The organism is Variovorax defluvii, from assembly GCF_039541515.1.
In the GTDB taxonomy this organism is placed as follows: domain Bacteria; phylum Pseudomonadota; class Gammaproteobacteria; order Burkholderiales; family Burkholderiaceae_C; genus Variovorax; species Variovorax defluvii.
The window spans coordinates 300,566-316,015 of the sequence record NZ_BAABGJ010000081.1 but is presented as its reverse complement, the minus strand read 5'-3'; the positions used below and the strand labels follow the sequence as shown (position 1 = coordinate 316,015).

Genomic DNA, 15,450 nt, shown 5'->3' with positions numbered 1-15,450 from the left:
CGATCAGCAACCTGCGAACTTTGGATTGCGTTTCTCCCGGAACGCAAGCTGGCCTTCCCGGTAGTCGGCGCTGTCGAAGCAGGCCCGCACCCAGGCCTCGACCTCGGCCCGCCGAGCCGGGCCCGCAGGCTGAACGATGTCGCGGATTGCCGCCTTGGCGGCGCGCAGCGTCAGCGGCGCGTTGGCCGCCAGAGCGCCGATGCGTTCGGCGACCCCGCGGTCGAAGGCGTCGTCGGCGAAGCACTCGTGCACCACGCCGACACGCTGGGCCTCCGCGCCGTCGAAGGCCCGCGCCGTGAGGAACAGGTCCAGCGCGCAGGCCGCACCCACTGCCTGCACCAGCTGCTCCATGCCGGTGTAGGAGTAGCCCAGGCCCAGCCGGGCGGCGGGCATCCGGAACCGGGCCGTGCTGCGCGCGTAGCGCAGGTCACACGACAGCGCCAGGCCGATCCCGCCGCCCATGCAGACCCCGGCGATACGGGCCACGGTGGGCTTGACGCAGGCGACGAGGGCGGACTGTGCCGCCCGCACGGCCTCGTCGTAGGCTTCCGACGCGGCTGCGCCGTCACGGTCGGTGGCAAAGCCGCTGATGTCGGCGCCGGACACGAAGGCGCGATCGCCTTCGCCGGTGAGCACCAGGACGCGGACCTCCGGGTCGTGTTCGAGATGCAGGACCGCCTCCCGCAACATCCGCCACATCGGCAAGCTCATGGCGTTGTAGCGGTCGGGATTGGCGACGGTCAGCCTGCCGACGGGGCCGCGGACCTCCGCGACGATGCGTCCGCTCATATGGCCCCCGCGGCGCGCAGGCGCTCGATGGCGCCATCGTCGAATTCCAGCTCGCGCAGGAGTTCGCGCGTGTGCTCGCCCCAGACCGGGGCCGCGCTGGCGATCGCGGCGGGGGTGCGCGTCAGGGTGATCGGCTGCGAGATCAACCGCATCGTGCGCCCTGCCGCGGTGCGCACGGCCTGGGCGACGCCCAGGTGCCGCACTTGCGGATCCTCGAAGACCTCCGGAACCGAATACACGGGCCCGGCCGGCACGCCGGCCCGGTTCAGGCGCTCGACCCAGTGCGCAACGGTGGCGCCGGCGAAGATCGCGGCGAGTTCGCGATTGAGGCGTGCGCGGTGCTGCACGCGCAGCTTCTCGGTGCGGAACCCGGGGTTGTCCAGCAGCTCGGGAGCGCCTAGGGCCAGGCACAGGCGTCGCCAGTTGCCTTCGCCGGAGGCGCCGAGGTTGAACGCGCCGTCGCTTGCCTCGAAGAGGCCCATGGGGCTGCTGGTCGGGTGGTCATTGCCGACCTGCACCGGGACGTCTCCGTCATTGAGGAAACGCGCGGCCTGGAAGTCCATCATGGCAATCTGCGTGTGCAGCAGCGAGGCCTGCACCCACTGGCCCTGGCCCGAGCGCTCGCGCTCGAGCAGCGCGATGAGGATGCCGGCCGCCGCGTAGATGCCTGTGCTGCTGTCGGCGATGGCGAGGCCGGCGCGCACCGGTCCGTGGCCCGGCAGGCCCGTGACGGACATCAGCCCGCCCATGCCCTGGATGATCTGGTCGAAGCCGGGTCGGCCGGCGTAGGGGCCGTCCTGGCCGAACCCCGAGATGCTGGCGAGGATGACGCGCGGGTTGACCTTGCGCAGGCTGTCGTAGTCCACCCCCAGGCGGGCCTTCACCTCCGGGCGCCAGTTCTCGACCACGATGTCGGCGGTGCGCAGGAGCTTCTGGAACACCTCCAGCGCACCTTCGCGCTTCAGGTTGAGAGTCATCGAGCGCTTGTTGCGGTTCAGGTTCTGGAAGTCGCCGCTGTCGCGGTCGGCGGCGAACATCGCCTCGTTGGGGTCCACGCCCTGGGGCGGCTCGACCCGGATCACGTCGGCGCCGAAGTCGGCCAGGATGCGGACGCAGGTGGGACCGGCGCGCACACGCGACAGGTCAATGACGCGCAGGTGCGAAAGGGCTTGGGAGGCGGAGATCTTGCTCATGGGAAATCCTCTTCGGTGACGGCGGGCGCCCGCGTGCCCAGTGCGCGCATCGCCTGGTGGGCGAAGGCGAGCAGCGCGGGTTCGGAGCCAGCCCGGGCGATGGCCTGGATCGACACCGGGCGGCCACGCCGGTCGCTGCCGACGGGGAACACGACGGCGGGCAGGCCGAGGTAGTTGACGTACGCGAAGTGCGCGTTCAGCGCGAGCAACTGCCGCGGGTCGTGGCGCGCAGAGCCGGGAGTGACCTCGTCCCAGTCAGGGACGGGCCGGTCCGACGCCGGCGTGACAAGAACGTCCGCTTCCCGCAGCGGCCCGCGCAGGAAGGCCTCGTGCGCCGCGCCCCGGGCGCCGAGCGCGCCGGCATACCAGGTGGCGGGCACCGCGAGCCCCGGCAGCAGCACGGCGCGAGCCGCGTCGGGGAGCCCGTCGACGCCCTCCTGCATCTCGTGCAGGTGCCCGGTCGCGGCCTCCACGTGCAGCACGACTTGGGCGAAGGCATTCAGCCGCGCGCGATCGGCGACGGTGCGCGTCGAAATGCGCCAATGGACCGACAGCTCCCGAGCGGCGACCTGCAGCACGCTGCCGACGTTCTCGTCCACGTCTTCGCCGTCGAGGGCGAGGGCCAGGCGCCAGGGTTGCGGTGCCTCCAGGGCGAACTCAATCGCGTCGGAGCGGTGCGCGGGCACGGGCTCGTCGCCGGGCGCGGCCAGGACGGTCCACACGTGCGCGGCATCGGAGGCGCTGCGCGCCAGCACGCCGACGGTGTCGAGGGAGGGCGCCAGGCCGAACACGCCGCGGCTGTCGACCGCGCCATGTGTCGGCTTCAGCCCGACCACCCCGCAGGTCGCCGCCGGGATCCGCACGGAGCCGGCCGTGTCCGTCCCGAGCGAGGCGGTACAGAGCCCAGCCGCGACCGCCACCGCCGACCCGCTGGACGATCCTCCGACGACTGCCTGCGGATCGACCGGGTTCAGCGCGCGGCCGAAGGCGCGGTTTTCGCCGGTGGCGCCGCAGCAGAGTTCGGCCAGTGTCAGGCTGCCCAGGTTCAGGGCGCCGGCGGCGTACAGGCGCGCGAGGGGCGCGGCGAAGGCGCGCGGGGCCTTGCTTTCGCGAGGCGTGCGCCCGGCGCCGGGCGCGTGGCCGGGCAGGTCGAAAACATCCTTGTGCGCCAGCGCGACGCCCTGCAGCAGCCCGGGGCGGTGAGCCGACTCGGCCGCGAAGCGGCGCACCAGGCAACGCCGCACGGGACCCTCGGCCGCGAGCCGGGCCTGCTGCTGGGCGATCCAGTGCTGCACACGGCCGGAATCCCGTTCCGCCCGCACGGTGCGGATCGCGGTGGCGATGTGGTCAGCCACGGACCGCTCCCGCGGCGTGCAGCGGCGCCCAGCCCCCTCGCCTGGCCAGCCCGGCAAGGGTACGCCCCATGCCCTGCCCTTCCTGCTCGCCCAGCCGAACGCCTTGCGCGGTCGCCAGCAGGACTGCCAGCACTGGCCAGTCGGCTACGGCTTGCGGTTGTGGTGCCGCAGCATCTGTATATACAATCATGGTGTCTTTCTGCATTTGCACGACTCTCATAAATATATTTATAGGTGACGTGCGAATACATTGCATGAGCGTTTACCCTTATCTCCATGAAGATTGCAGATCAGATTCGTTTGTCCATCGAGGAAGCAATCCGCAAGGGAGAGCTGCTGCCCGGTGATGGGATCGACGAAGGCGCGCTGATGGAACGCTATGGCGTGTCACGCACGCCGGTGCGCGAGGCACTGCTGCAACTGCAGGCGCAGCAGCTGCTGCAAAGCCTGTCGCGCGGCGGCATGGTGGTGGCGCGGATGGACGTTCCGCAGCTGCTCGCCATGTGGGAGGTGCTGGCAGAACTCGAAGGCATCTGCGCGCGCCTCGCCTGCGAACGCATGACGACACGTGACCTGCAGGCGCTGGAGGAGGCGCACCGCGCCGCCGAGCCCGCGGTGGACGCCGAGGACGTGGAGGCCTGGCAGGCGCACAACCGCGCCTTCCACGAGGTGCTGTACCGCGCCTGCGCTAACTGCTACCTGCGCGACGAGATCCTGCTGACGCGCGCGCGCACCGGCGCCTACCGACGCCACGCGTTCGCGGCCATCGGCCTCATCCGCAAGTCTTGGGAGCAGCACGACCAGATACTGCAGGCCCTGCGAGCGCGCGATGCTGCGCGAGCGTGGGAGCTCATGGTGGCGCACCTCAGCCCGGGGCAGGGGATGCCCGGCCCGGCGGCGCTCATCGCGTCGCTGCCGAAGCACCTGCTGCTCTGAAGCCGGGGTTCCCCATCATCGAGATCCAGACTGCGCGCGTGCCGATGCGGGCAGCGCCGACGGCGTCTGCGCCGTTATGTCCCGCGACACCGACCTGCTCTCGGGCAACGGGCAACGCCTTCTGCGCGGGCCCGCTGATCGCGGCGGTACCAGATCTTTGCCCTCAGGCACGCTGACGGAAATACGCACTCGCTGGGACGAAGTGCAAGAAGCCGTTTTGCAGCGATCAAGTTGCAGGGAGGAGCGCAGCGGGGATCAGATGATTGCCCGAGCGCAGATGAGTCAGCGGCCCAGGACCCAACGCGCCCGTTTCATGGGATCGAGCAGCGCGTTGCCCCCGCGCTGCCCTCTGGGCACTTCAGTGCGTGCCCGACACCACCACCGGGATCTCGGTCGCCGGCGGCGTGTTCCGGCTGCGGCCGCAGCGCACGATGCCGTCGATCATCACCATGCCCACACCCGGGATGTCGCCCATCTGAACGCTTTCGAGCAGCGTCTTGCCGGCGGTGTGCTGCGCCCGGTCCATGAACACGAAGTCGGCCGCGCGGCCCGGCTCGATCAGGCCGCAGTTGAGCTTGCGGATGCGCGCCGTGTTGCCGGTGGCGAAGCAGAACACCAGTTCAGCCGGAATGTTCGCCAGCGCCGACAGCAGCGAGACCATCCGCAGGATGCCCAGCGGCTGCACGCCCGAGCCGGCCGGCCCGTCGGTGCCGAGGATCACGCGGTGGGGGCACTTGAGGTCCAGCGCCGCCTTGGCCGCCGCGATCGCGGTGCGCTCGTTGCCGTTGTGCACGATCTCGATGGCGCGGGCGGACTTCTCGCACAGCTCGCACACGTGCGCCTCCGACAGCGAGGTGTGGCCGCCGTTGATGTGGCCGATGACGTCGGCATCGGCTTCGAGCACCGTGTCCTTGTCGATGTAGCCCGAGCCCGGCACCGAGGGGCCGCCGGTGTGGATGGTGCTCTGGATGCCGTACTTGCGCGCCCAGGCCACCATCTCCTTGGCCTCGTAGCCCGCTTTCACCGTGCCCAGGCCCACTTCGCCCAGCAGGCCCACGCCGGCCTCGGCCAGTTCCTGGAAGTCGCTCTCGACCATGCCCTTCTCGATCACGGGTGCGCCGGCCAGCACCTTCACGCCGCCGGGGCGGAAGTTGTCGAAGGCACGCTGGGCCGTGATCGCCAGCGCCTTCAGGCCGACGATGTCCTTCGGACGGCCGGGGTAGTGCACCTCGCCCGCGGAGATCATCGTGGTGACGCCGCCGTTGAGGCTCGATTCGATCCAGTTGAGCTGGCTCTGGCGTGGCGTCCAGTCGCCGGCCACCGGGTGCACGTGGCTGTCGATCAGGCCGGGGGCGACGCAGGTCTTCTTCGCGTCGATGACCGTCTTCGCGCCCTCGGTGTCGCAGTCCTTTTCCTTGCCGACGGCGACGATCAGGCCGTCGTTCACGACGATGGTGTCGGCGTCGAGCATGGGTTGGTCGATGTCGCCCGAAAGCAGCAGGCCTATGTTCCGGATGACGACTTTGCCCGACTTGGCGGTGGTGGCTGCTTCTGCCATGGTTGCTGTTCCTCGTGGGTGGTTGCTGTGCTTGTGTCTTCGTCCGGGCCGCGCGCCTCGACCGTGCGCAGCACGGTCTCGATCACGAAGTCCTCCCAGTGCGTGACCGCCTCGGGCGTCTCCAGCGGCTCGCCGAGGAAGGCGGTCAGCGTGTGGCGGTTGGAGGTGTAGAAGTAGCCGGTGGAGGCGATCAGCAGGTAGAGGTCGCGCGCCGACACCTCCGCACGGAACAGGCCCTGCCGCACGCCGCTTTCCAGCAACTCCTGGATGATGGCGATGGCCTTCGACGAGTATTCGCGTGCCCGCAGCGACTTCGCGATGTGCCGGCCCTTGTGCAGGTTCTCGGTGTTGAGCAGGGTGACGAACTCGGGGTTCTTGCGGTAGTAGCCCAGCACGAAGCGGATCACCGCCGCCAGCGCCTCGACCGGCCGGCTCGCATCGAGGTGCAGCGCCGCCTCGGCATCGTCCATGCGGCGGTAGATGCCTTCCAGCACCGCGATGAACAGGCCTTCCTTGCTGCCGAAGTAGTAGTAGATCATCCGGTCGTACGAACGGGCCGCGCGCGAGATCTTCTCGACGCTGCCGCCGTCGTAGCCGTACTTGGCGAACACCTTGGTGGCCGCGCGCAGGATGCTGTCGCGCGTGGCCTGCGCGGCGGCCTCGCGCACGCCGGTGCGGCGGGTGGCCGGCTTCGGTAGCACCCTGCGTCCGGCCATGGTCAGATGCGGCCGCCGCCGGGCCGAGCGAAGCTCGTGAAAAGCCGGGGGGCTGTCATTTCTCGGCGAAGGCGCGTTCGACGACGTAGTCGCCGGGGGTCGTGGTGTTGCCTTCCTTGAAACCGCGCCCTTCGAGGATGTGCTTCAGGTCGACCAGCAGGCCCGGGCTGCCGCACAGCATGACGCGGTCTTCCGCCGGATTGAGGGGCGGCAGGCCCAGGTCGTCGGTGAGCTTGTTGGTCTCGATCAGGTCCGTGATGCGGCCCATGTTGCGGAACTCCTCACGCGTCACCGTCGGGTAGTAGAGCAACTGCTTCTCGATCATCTCGCCCAGGATCTCGTGCTTGGGCAGGTGGTCCGTCACGAGGTCGTGGTAGGCCAGCTCATCGACCTGGCGCACGCCATGCACCAGGATGACCTTCTCGTACTTCTCGTAGGTCTCGGGGTCGCGGATGATGCTCATGAACGGTGCGAGCCCCGTGCCGGTGCCGAAGAGGTACAGGCGCTTGCCCGGCAGCGTGTAGTCGATCAGCAGGGTGCCGGTCGGCTTGCGGCCCACGATGATCGAGTCGCCCACCTGGATGTGCTGCAGCCGCGAGGTGAGGGGGCCTTCCTCCACCTTGATGCTGAGGAACTCCAGGTGCTCCTCGTAGTTGGGGCTGACGATGCTGTAGGCGCGCAGCAGCGGCTTGTTGTTCACCTTCAGGCCGATCATCGTGAAGTGGCCGTTCGAGAAGCGCAGCGCCGGGTCGCGGGTGGTGGTGAAGGTGAACAGCCGGTCCGTCCAGTGGTGGACGCTCAGCACGCGTTCTTCGTTGAATGCACTCATGGGAATCAGGGATGGTTAGAGACGAAAGGGCGCACGGGCTGCGCCGGTGCGCGGAGCCCAACGGTCATCAGTCTGCCGCAACCCCCCGATTGTCGGCGAGACCTGGAACGCTGTCGGACAGCTACTGAGAAACACCATTGCCAGCCTCCGGTCTGTTTGCTACATTGCATTTCATGTAGTGTTTGCCACATGAAATTGTAGGGAATGCTACACAATCGCCGAATCCGGCACAAGCGGGTTCCGGCACATTGGATGCACAGGCCCAGGGACCCAGCCCCCACGAATTCGAGAGAAGCCCGCGATGACAGAACACACCAAGACCGACGGCATGCCCAGCCTGGACGTACCGCTGCCACCCGACCTGTCGGGCCGCTCGCCGCTGCGCAACGAGCGCATGAGCACCGCCAAGGTCGAGTGCAATGCCTGTCCGGTGCTGTGCCAGATCTCCGAGGGGCGCACCGGCGCCTGCGACCGCTACGCCAACCGCGAGGGCGTGCTGGTGCGTGTGGACCCGGTGCTGCTGCTGCGCCGCGAACTCGCCAGCGAGGCGCCGGCCCTGGTGCCCTTCGCCCGCCCCGCGGCCGAGCCGGCACCCGAAGGCGCCGAGCCCGACTGGAACGGCGATCTCCTGCATGCCAACGAGGTGTTCGTGACCGGCGTGGGCTCGTCCACCACCTATCCCGACTACAAGCCGGCGCCCTTCATCGTGGCGTCGAAGGCGCAGGGCGTGGACATGGTCACCGTCGTCACCGAGGGCATCTTCAGCTACTGCAGCTTCAAGGTGAAGATCGACACCGACCGCTACCTGGGGGCCGAGCAGGCCAACGTGCGCTACAAGGGCGAGGTGGTCGGCCATGTGACCACGGCCGAGTACGGATCGCAGATGCTCTCGCTGGGTGGCGTGCACCATCTGACCGGCGGCAGCAAGAAGGAAGGCCGGCTCACCGCCGAGCTGATGCAGCTGCTGGGCAACAAGAAGGCGGTGGAGTGCGTGATCGACGGCGGCGCCAGCATGGTCATCCAGGCCGGCCGCGCGCCCATCGTCAACGGCGTGGAAGAGCAGCGCATGCGCGTGGGCTGCGGTTCCGCCGCCGTCGGCATCTTCGCGCGCCAGCTCTTCGGCCAGGCCGACGAGGTGGTGGTGGTGGACGACCACATCACCGGCGTGCTCACCGAGCACCAGGCCGGCCGCTGCCTCGACATGCCGCCCTCGGGCATCCAGATGCGCGGGCGCAAGTCCACGCCGGGCCGCTACTTCCAGGTGGCCAACCCCGGCAATGGCTGGGGCGGCACGGACATCGACGATCCGCTGTCCATCATCGAGGGCTGGGAGGAGGGCGTGGCGCGTCCCGGCCTGCGCCTGCTGATGACCTCCACCACCGGCGAGCATGCGCAGTGGTACGTGCTCGACGAACAGTTGCGCCCCGTGGAGCAGGAGATGCCCGCCGCGGTGCGCCGCATCGTCGACCGCATCGGCGAGAACTGCGAGCCCTCGCTGTGCAGCGTGCTCTTTCTCGGCGGCGCCGGCGGCTCCCTGCGCGCCGGCGTGACGGAAAACCCGGTGCTGCTGACCCGCGCCATCAAGCGCGCGCTGGTCAACGTGACCTGCGGCGGTGCGCCGGCCTATGTGTGGCCCGGCGGCGGCATCACGGTGATGGCCGACGTGCTGCGCATGCCCGACAACAGCTTCGGCACCGTGCCCACGCCCGCCATCGTCGCGCCCATCGAGTTCAGCATGCGGCGCGACGACTACCAGGCGCTGGGTGGCCACATGGAGCATGTGTTCTCGCTCGAGCAGGCGCTGGCGCGCGGCGCGTGGCAGAACGACGGTGCGCCGCTGGCGCGCCAGTGGCTGCGCATGGACGCGGCCAATCCCTGGCCCCTGGGCCAGCCGCCGATGCTCGGGTGAAATGACAGCCCCCCGGCTTTTCACGAGCTTCGCTCGTGTAACTCCACCCCCCCAGGGGGGTGGCGCGGCTCGCCTTGGGGCGGCCCGGCGGCGGCCGCATCCGGCACTGGTGGAGATTGCGCGATGACCGCCCAACGCAGCGCCCTCGAAGGAGGCCGCTGGCATTTCAACCACGGCCCGATCGACATCGTGGCCGAGGCGCACGGCGACGCGGTCGAAGTCGCCGTGGCGCACGAGCATGCCTGGCGGCGCTTCGCTACCGTGCTCGACGAACTGGTGGCCGAGCTGCCGCTGCTGCGCCAGCCGGTGCGCGACGCGTGCCCGCTGCGCAGCCCCATCGCGCGCCGCATGTGGCAGGCCTGCGCGCCCTTTCGCGCCTCTTTCATCACGCCGATGGCGGCGGTGGCCGGCGCGGTCGCGCAGGAGCTGATCGCCTGCTACCAGCGCAGCGGCATCGAGCGTGCCTGGATCAACAACGGCGGAGACATCGCGCTGCACCTCGCCCCCGGCCAATCGGCGCGCGTGGGCCTGTTCGCCGATCTCGCGCGCTTCGACCTGCGCGAGCGCGGCCCGCTCACCACCGATGGCCAGTTCGAGCTGCGCGCGGAGATGCCGGTGCGCGGCGTCGCCACCAGCGGCTGGCGCGGGCGCAGCTTCTCGCTGGGCATCGCCGACAGCGTCACCGTGCTCGCCGCCACCGCGGCCGAGGCGGACGCTGCCGCCACGGTGATCGCCAATGCGGTGGACGTTCAGGACCCCGGCATCCATCGCCGCCCGGCGAACGAATGCAAGGACGACAGCGACCTCGGCGACATTCCGGTCACGGTCGACGTGGAGGCGCTGGCGCCCGCGCAGGTGCAGCGCGCACTGGCGGCGGGCGTGGCCCGCGCCGAGACCCTGCGGCGCGCGGGGGCTATCGCCGGCGCCATGCTGGTTTGCCAGGGGCAATGGCGGCTCGTGGAGCCATTAAGCTCGGCCTCTTCCGGCGTTTCTGCCCTCCCGATGCAGCCGCAGGCTGCTGCAGTTGGTTCAGTATTTGCTTAACGAAAAGCAGGACCGTTCAATGATCGATATACGCCGTGTCTTCACCCAGGTCGAGACCATCCACCACGAGTTCGGGCCGCGTGCCGCGACGCCGCTGGTGCGTGGCGCCATCGCCGCGGTGCTGACCAATCCCTTCGCGGGCCGCTACGAGCCCGACATCCTCCCGATGATGAGCCTGCTCGACCCCGTGGGCGTGGACCTGGCGCACCGCCTCCATGCCGCGATGGACGTGCCGCTGGAGCGCATCGCCACCTACGGCAAGGGCGCCATCGTCGGTGCCGCCGGCGAGCTGGAGCACGGCGCGCTGTGGCACGTGCCCGGCGGCTACGCGATGCGCGAGCTGCTCGGCTGGAAGGGCGACCGCGCCGCCTACACCGCCGGCACCATCGACGAGAAGAAGACGGGGCAGCCGGGCAACGCGCTGTCGATCGTGCCCTCCACCAAGAAGGTCGGGCCTCCCGGCGCGACGCTCGACGTGCCGCTGACCAACATCAACGCCAGCTACGTGCGCGGCCAGTTCGACGCCATCGAGGTGCGCGTGCCGGGCTCGCCCGCGGCCGACGAGATCGTCTTCATCCTCGCGATGAGCACGGGCTATCGCGTGCACGATCGGGTTGGCGGCCTGCGCGCGGAAAACATCGCCAAGTGGGACGGCTTGAGATGACCCACCCCCGTTGCGTGCTCACTTCGTGTAGCCGCCTCCCCCCTCGAGGGGGCAACACCGGCGGCCCGGCAAGGGCGGTTCCGCGGTGTTCCCGAACAGGCTTCGCTGCGCTTGCCGCGGCATGAACAGAAACAGGAGATAGAGATGCCAGCCAATATCAGAAAGCTCGTCGTGCAGATCGACGAAACCCGCAAGGAAATGGGCAAGACCATCGATCCGCCCACCCGCCGCGCCGTCGCCATCGCGGTGATCGACAACCCTTATGCAGGCAAGTACAGCGAGTCGCTCGACGAGCTGATCGCCATCGGCGAAGAGCTGGGCGCGCTGCTGGGCCAGAAGGCCGTGAAGGCCCTGGGCATCGAGCCCGGCCAGGCCCAGAGCTACGGCAAGGCCGCGATCGTGGGCGAGGCCGGCGAGCTGGAGCATGCCGCCGCGATCCTGCACCCGAAGCTCGGCGCGCCGCTGCGCGTGGCGGTGGAAAAGGGCGCCGCGCTGGTGCCCTCCGCCAAGAAGCGCGGCACGCTCGGCACCGCCATCGACGTGCCGCTGGGCCACAAGGACGCCGCCTTCGTGCGCAGCCATTTCGACGCGGTCGAGGCACGCGTGTCCGATGCGCCGCGGGCCAACGAGATCGTGGTCGCCGTGGCCGTGACCGACAGCGGCCGCCCCCTGGCGCGCATCGGCGGCCTGCAGGTCTCCGAGATCAAGGGCGAAGACGGCTTGCGCTGAAGGCGCCTCCCGACACAGACGTTGTTGCAGCCCCCCCCATTCACATTCCAACGAGGAGTTCTTCATGAGCATGCGTTTTGCGTTCAGCGCGGTCTCGATCGCCGCCCTTACCCTTGCACTGATCCCGGCGGCGAACGCCCAGGGCGTCATCAAGATCGGCGAGATCAACAGCTACAAGGCGCAGCCGGCCTTCCTCGAGCCCTACAAGAAGGGCATGGAACTGGCCGTCGACGAGATCAACGCCGCCGGCGGCGTCAACGGCAGGAAGATCGAGCTGATCACGCGTGACGACAACGCCAACCCCGGCGACGCGGTGCGCGTGGCCGAGGAACTGGTCTCGCGCGAAAAGGTGGACCTCCTCGCCGGCACCTTCCTGTCGAACACGGGCCTGGCCGTCACCGACTTCGCCAAGCAAAAGAAATTCTTCTTCCTGGCCGGCGAACCGCTGACCGACAAGATCACCTGGCAGGGCGGCAACCAGTACACCTTCCGCCTGCGTCCCGGCACCTACATGCAGGCCGCGATGCTGGTGCCGGAGGCGGCCAAGCTCAAGAAGAAGCGCTGGGCGCTGGTCTACCCCAACTACGAGTACGGGCAGTCCGCGGTGGCAGCCTTCAAGAACCTGCTGAAGGCGGCGCAGCCCGACGTCGAGTTCGTGGCCGAGCAGGCGACGCCGCTGGGCAAGGTCGATGCCGGCAGCGTGGTGCAGGCGCTGGCCGATGCCAAGCCCGACGCCATCTTCAACGTGCTGTTCGGCGCCGACCTGTCGAAGTTCGTGCGCGAGGGCAACACGCGCGGCCTGTTCAAGGACCGCGAGGTGGTCAGCGTGCTGACCGGCGAGCCCGAGTACATGGACCCGCTCAAGGACGAGGCGCCCAACGGCTGGATCGTCACCGGCTATCCCTGGTACGGCATCACCACGCCCGAGCACAAGAAGTTCGAACAGGCCTACCAGGCCAAGTTCAAGGACTACCCGCGCCTGGGCTCGGTGGTGGGCTACAGCATGATCAAGTCGGCCGCCGCCGGCATCGCCAAGGCCAAGAGCACCGAGACCGACAAGCTGGTCGCGGCCTTCAAGGGCCTGCAGGTGGACACGCCCTTCGGCAAGATCACCTACCGTCCGGAGGACCACCAGTCCACCATGGGCGCCTTCGTCGGCCGCACCAAGAACGAGGGCGGCAAGGGCGTGATGGTGAACTACGTCTACCTCGACGGGGCCGATGCCAAGTACCAGCCGCCGATTGAAGAGCTGAAGAAGTCGCGCGCCAACGACTGAGCCAGAGGCGGACGAGTCATGAGTTTTTCAGGTTTCATCGTCCAGCTGCTCAATGGACTGGCGAGTGCATCCTCGCTGTTCCTGGTGGCGGCGGGACTGTCGCTGATCTTCGGCGTCACGCGGATCGTGAATTTCGCGCATGGCTCCTTTTTCATGGTGGGCATCTACGTGGCCTACACGCTGGTCGAGAAGCTGGGCACCGGCCTGGGCTTCTGGCCGGCGCTGGTGATGTCGGCGCTCGCGGTGGGCGTGCTGGGCGCCTTGATCGAGGTGGTGCTGCTGCGCCGCATCTACAAGGCGCCGGAGCTGTTCCAGCTCCTGGCCACCTTCGCGCTGGTGCTGGTGATCAAGGACGCCGTGCTGTGGCTGTGGGGCCCGGACGAACTGCTCGGACCGCGCGCGCCGGGGCTGTCGGGCTCGGTCACCATCCTCGGGCGGCAGTTTCCTTCCTATGACCTGTTCCTGATCGTGGTCGGCCCGGTGGTGCTGGGCCTGGTGTGGGTGCTGCTCACGCGCACCCGCTTCGGCACCCTGGTGCGCGCCGCCACGCAGGACCGCGAGATGGTCAGCGCCCTGGGCGTGAACCAGGCCTGGCTCTTCACCGCCGTGTTCGCGCTGGGCGCCATGCTCGCCGGCCTGGGCGGCGCGCTGCAGCTTCCGCGCGAGCCGGCCACGCTGGAGATGGACCTCAACACCATCGGCGCCGCCTTCGTGGTGGTGGTGGTGGGCGGCATGGGCTCCATCCCCGGTGCCTACGCCGCCGCGCTGCTGATCGCCGAGATCAAGGCCATCTGCATCTGGCTCGGGGTGGTCGATGTCTTCGGCCTCAGCATCTCCTTCTCCAAGCTGACATTGGTGGTGGATTTCCTGGTGATGGCGGTGGTGCTGGTGTGGCGCCCGTGGGGCCTGTTCGGCCGGCCGCAGGCGCCGAGCCGCTACGTGGGCATGCAGGAGGAGCCGCTGCGCCGCCCGAGCCGCGCTTATCTGGTGGCGGCGGCTGTCTTCGGCCTGGTGCTGGCCGCCGTGCCGATCTTCACCGCGGATTCGCCGTACACCACGGTGCTGATGATCGACCTGATGATCGCTGCGCTGTTCGCGACCAGCCTGCACTTCATCATGGGCCCGGCCGGCATGCACTCCTTCGGGCATGCGGCGTACTTCGGCCTCGGGGCTTACGGCGCGGCGCTGCTGGTGCGCGCCAGCGGCGTGCCGATGGAGCTGGCACTCGTGCTCGCGCCTTTGGTGGCGGCGCTCGGCGCCTTTGTGTACGGCTGGTTCGCGGTGCGGCTGTCGGGGGTGTACCTCGCCATGCTGACGCTCGCCTTCGCGCAGATCACCTGGGCGATCACCTACCAGTGGGACAGCTTCACCGGGGGCAGCAACGGGCTGACCGGCGTCTGGCCGGCGGCATGGCTGTCGGACAAGCGGGTGTACTACTGGCTCACGCTGGTGCTGGTGGCACTGGCGATCCTGTGGCTGCGGCGCGTGCTGTTCTCGCCCTTCGGCTACGCGTTGCGGGCAGGGCGCGACTCGGGGCTGCGGGCCGATGCGATCGGCATCGACGTCAAGCGCATGCAATGGGCGGCCTTCGTCATTGCCGGCCTTGCTGCCGGACTGGCGGGCGCGCTGTTTGCGTTTTCCAAGGGCAGCATCTCGCCCGAGTCGCTGAGCGTGGGCAAGTCGGTGGACGGGCTGGTGATGGTGCTGCTGGGCGGCATCCAGACGCTGGCGGGGCCGGTGGTCGGCGCGGTCACCTTCACCTGGCTGCACGACACGGTGGCGCGCAATACCGACTATTGGCGGGCGATGCTGGGGGGGATCATCCTGCTGCTGGTGCTGTTGTTCCCGCAGGGGATCGCCGGGTTCTGCAAGCAGGTGTTCGAGCGGCGGCGTGGGGGGAAGAATGCGGGGGCGTTGGAGGAGGTCAAGGCGTGAGCGCTGTCTTGTTTTCTCTCCCTCTTCCTCTTCCTCTGGGGGAGGGCACTGGGCCTTTGTTTTTGCCTTGCTCGTTGTTTTATGCAGGAGCCGGGAATTCGCCCCGGCGGGCGAGTTACTTTCTTTGTCTCGCCAAAGAAAGTAACCAAAGAAAGGCGACCCCACTGTGCGCGTCCCTCCGCTTCGCTACGGGCAACCTGCGGTGCTCGCGCAACCGGCCCCGCCGCAGAACTCGCTACGCGCCCTTCGGGCGCTGCGCTCAAACAGCTGCGGCGAGTCAGTTCACGAAGCACGCCTGTCCTTCGGCAGGCGTGCGGGCCGGTTCCGCTCCGCTCCTCGGCGCTCACAGAGGGGAGTGGGTCGGGCCATCGCTGCGCTCGGCCACCAACGGCTCGCTGCGCTTCGCGGAGAGTGGCGCAAGCCATAGCGCACTTGTCCTGGCGAAGTCCCCGGCGCGTGCGCATGCACAGCGTGTGTGCAGATCCACTGCATTCACTCCCCCACCCCCCACACAAGG

The 15,450-nt window shown here is 68.9% G+C and carries 13 protein-coding genes; 7 read left to right on the top strand and 6 right to left on the bottom strand.

Going from position 1 to position 15,450, the window contains the following annotated elements; genetic code table 11:
- Positions 1–3 precede the first annotated feature (3 nt).
- The 3 genes from ABEA07_RS27035 to ABEA07_RS27025 are packed head-to-tail and all read right to left on the bottom strand — an operon-like array spanning position 4 to position 3,337.
- Positions 4–789, bottom strand: a complete 786-nt coding sequence (locus tag ABEA07_RS27035; protein ID WP_345541791.1) for an enoyl-CoA hydratase — start codon at positions 787–789, stop codon at positions 4–6.
- Positions 786–1,982 carry a CaiB/BaiF CoA transferase family protein gene (locus tag ABEA07_RS27030; RefSeq protein WP_345541789.1) on the bottom strand — a complete coding sequence of 399 codons (1,197 nt, stop codon included), beginning with the start codon at positions 1,980–1,982 and terminating at the stop codon, positions 786–788. The genes ABEA07_RS27035 and ABEA07_RS27030 overlap by 4 nt, the downstream gene beginning before the upstream one ends.
- The gene (locus ABEA07_RS27025; protein WP_345541788.1) at positions 1,979–3,337 is read right to left on the bottom strand and encodes an amidase; all 1,359 of its coding nucleotides are present in this window, start codon (positions 3,335–3,337) and stop codon (positions 1,979–1,981) included. Before ABEA07_RS27025 ends, ABEA07_RS27030 begins: the two co-directional genes overlap by 4 nt.
- A gap of 276 nt (positions 3,338–3,613) precedes the next feature.
- On the opposite strand from ABEA07_RS27025, the gene ABEA07_RS27020 reads away from it, so the two are divergent.
- Positions 3,614–4,273 carry a GntR family transcriptional regulator gene (locus ABEA07_RS27020; protein ID WP_345541787.1) on the top strand — a complete coding sequence of 220 codons (660 nt, stop codon included), beginning with the start codon at positions 3,614–3,616 and terminating at the stop codon, positions 4,271–4,273.
- 358 nt (positions 4,274–4,631) lie between these two features.
- On the opposite strand, the gene ABEA07_RS27015 is transcribed toward ABEA07_RS27020, so the two are convergent.
- From ABEA07_RS27015 to ABEA07_RS27005, 3 genes are read right to left on the bottom strand one after another with little or no spacing between them, the layout of a single operon-like run.
- Complete coding sequence (locus tag ABEA07_RS27015) at positions 4,632–5,831, bottom strand: amidohydrolase family protein (RefSeq protein WP_345541786.1); 1,200 nt, start codon at positions 5,829–5,831, stop codon at positions 4,632–4,634.
- On the bottom strand, positions 5,777–6,547 hold the full coding sequence (locus ABEA07_RS27010; protein ID WP_345541784.1) for a TetR/AcrR family transcriptional regulator: 771 nt from the start codon (positions 6,545–6,547) through the stop codon (positions 5,777–5,779). Before ABEA07_RS27010 ends, ABEA07_RS27015 begins: the two co-directional genes overlap by 55 nt.
- A 55-nt stretch (positions 6,548–6,602) precedes the next feature.
- Positions 6,603–7,376, bottom strand: coding sequence for a ferredoxin--NADP reductase (locus tag ABEA07_RS27005; RefSeq protein WP_345541783.1), 774 nt, complete (start codon positions 7,374–7,376; stop codon positions 6,603–6,605).
- Between the two features lie 301 nt (positions 7,377–7,677).
- On the opposite strand from ABEA07_RS27005, the gene ABEA07_RS27000 reads away from it, so the two are divergent.
- The 6 genes from ABEA07_RS27000 (at position 7,678) to ABEA07_RS26975 (ending at position 14,933) form a co-directional block, all read left to right on the top strand.
- Complete coding sequence (locus ABEA07_RS27000) at positions 7,678–9,285, top strand: 6-hydroxynicotinate reductase (protein ID WP_345541782.1); 1,608 nt, start codon at positions 7,678–7,680, stop codon at positions 9,283–9,285.
- 123 nt (positions 9,286–9,408) lie between these two features.
- A complete protein-coding gene (locus ABEA07_RS26995; RefSeq protein ID WP_345541781.1) occupies positions 9,409–10,329 on the top strand; it encodes a UPF0280 family protein in 921 nt (306 codons plus the stop codon).
- Positions 10,330–10,348: 19 nt separating this feature from the next.
- On the top strand, positions 10,349–10,993 hold the full coding sequence (locus ABEA07_RS26990) for an amino acid synthesis family protein (RefSeq protein ID WP_345541780.1): 645 nt from the start codon (positions 10,349–10,351) through the stop codon (positions 10,991–10,993).
- 144 nt (positions 10,994–11,137) lie between these two features.
- Complete coding sequence (locus tag ABEA07_RS26985; protein ID WP_345541779.1) at positions 11,138–11,722, top strand: amino acid synthesis family protein; 585 nt, start codon at positions 11,138–11,140, stop codon at positions 11,720–11,722.
- A 64-nt stretch (positions 11,723–11,786) separates the two neighbouring features.
- Positions 11,787–12,998 carry an ABC transporter substrate-binding protein gene (locus tag ABEA07_RS26980; protein ID WP_345541778.1) on the top strand — a complete coding sequence of 404 codons (1,212 nt, stop codon included), beginning with the start codon at positions 11,787–11,789 and terminating at the stop codon, positions 12,996–12,998.
- An 18-nt stretch (positions 12,999–13,016) separates the two neighbouring features.
- Positions 13,017–14,933: an ABC transporter permease gene (locus tag ABEA07_RS26975; protein ID WP_345541777.1), complete on the top strand. Its 1,917-nt coding sequence runs from the start codon at positions 13,017–13,019 to the stop codon at positions 14,931–14,933.
- Positions 14,934–15,450: the final 517 nt, after the last annotated feature.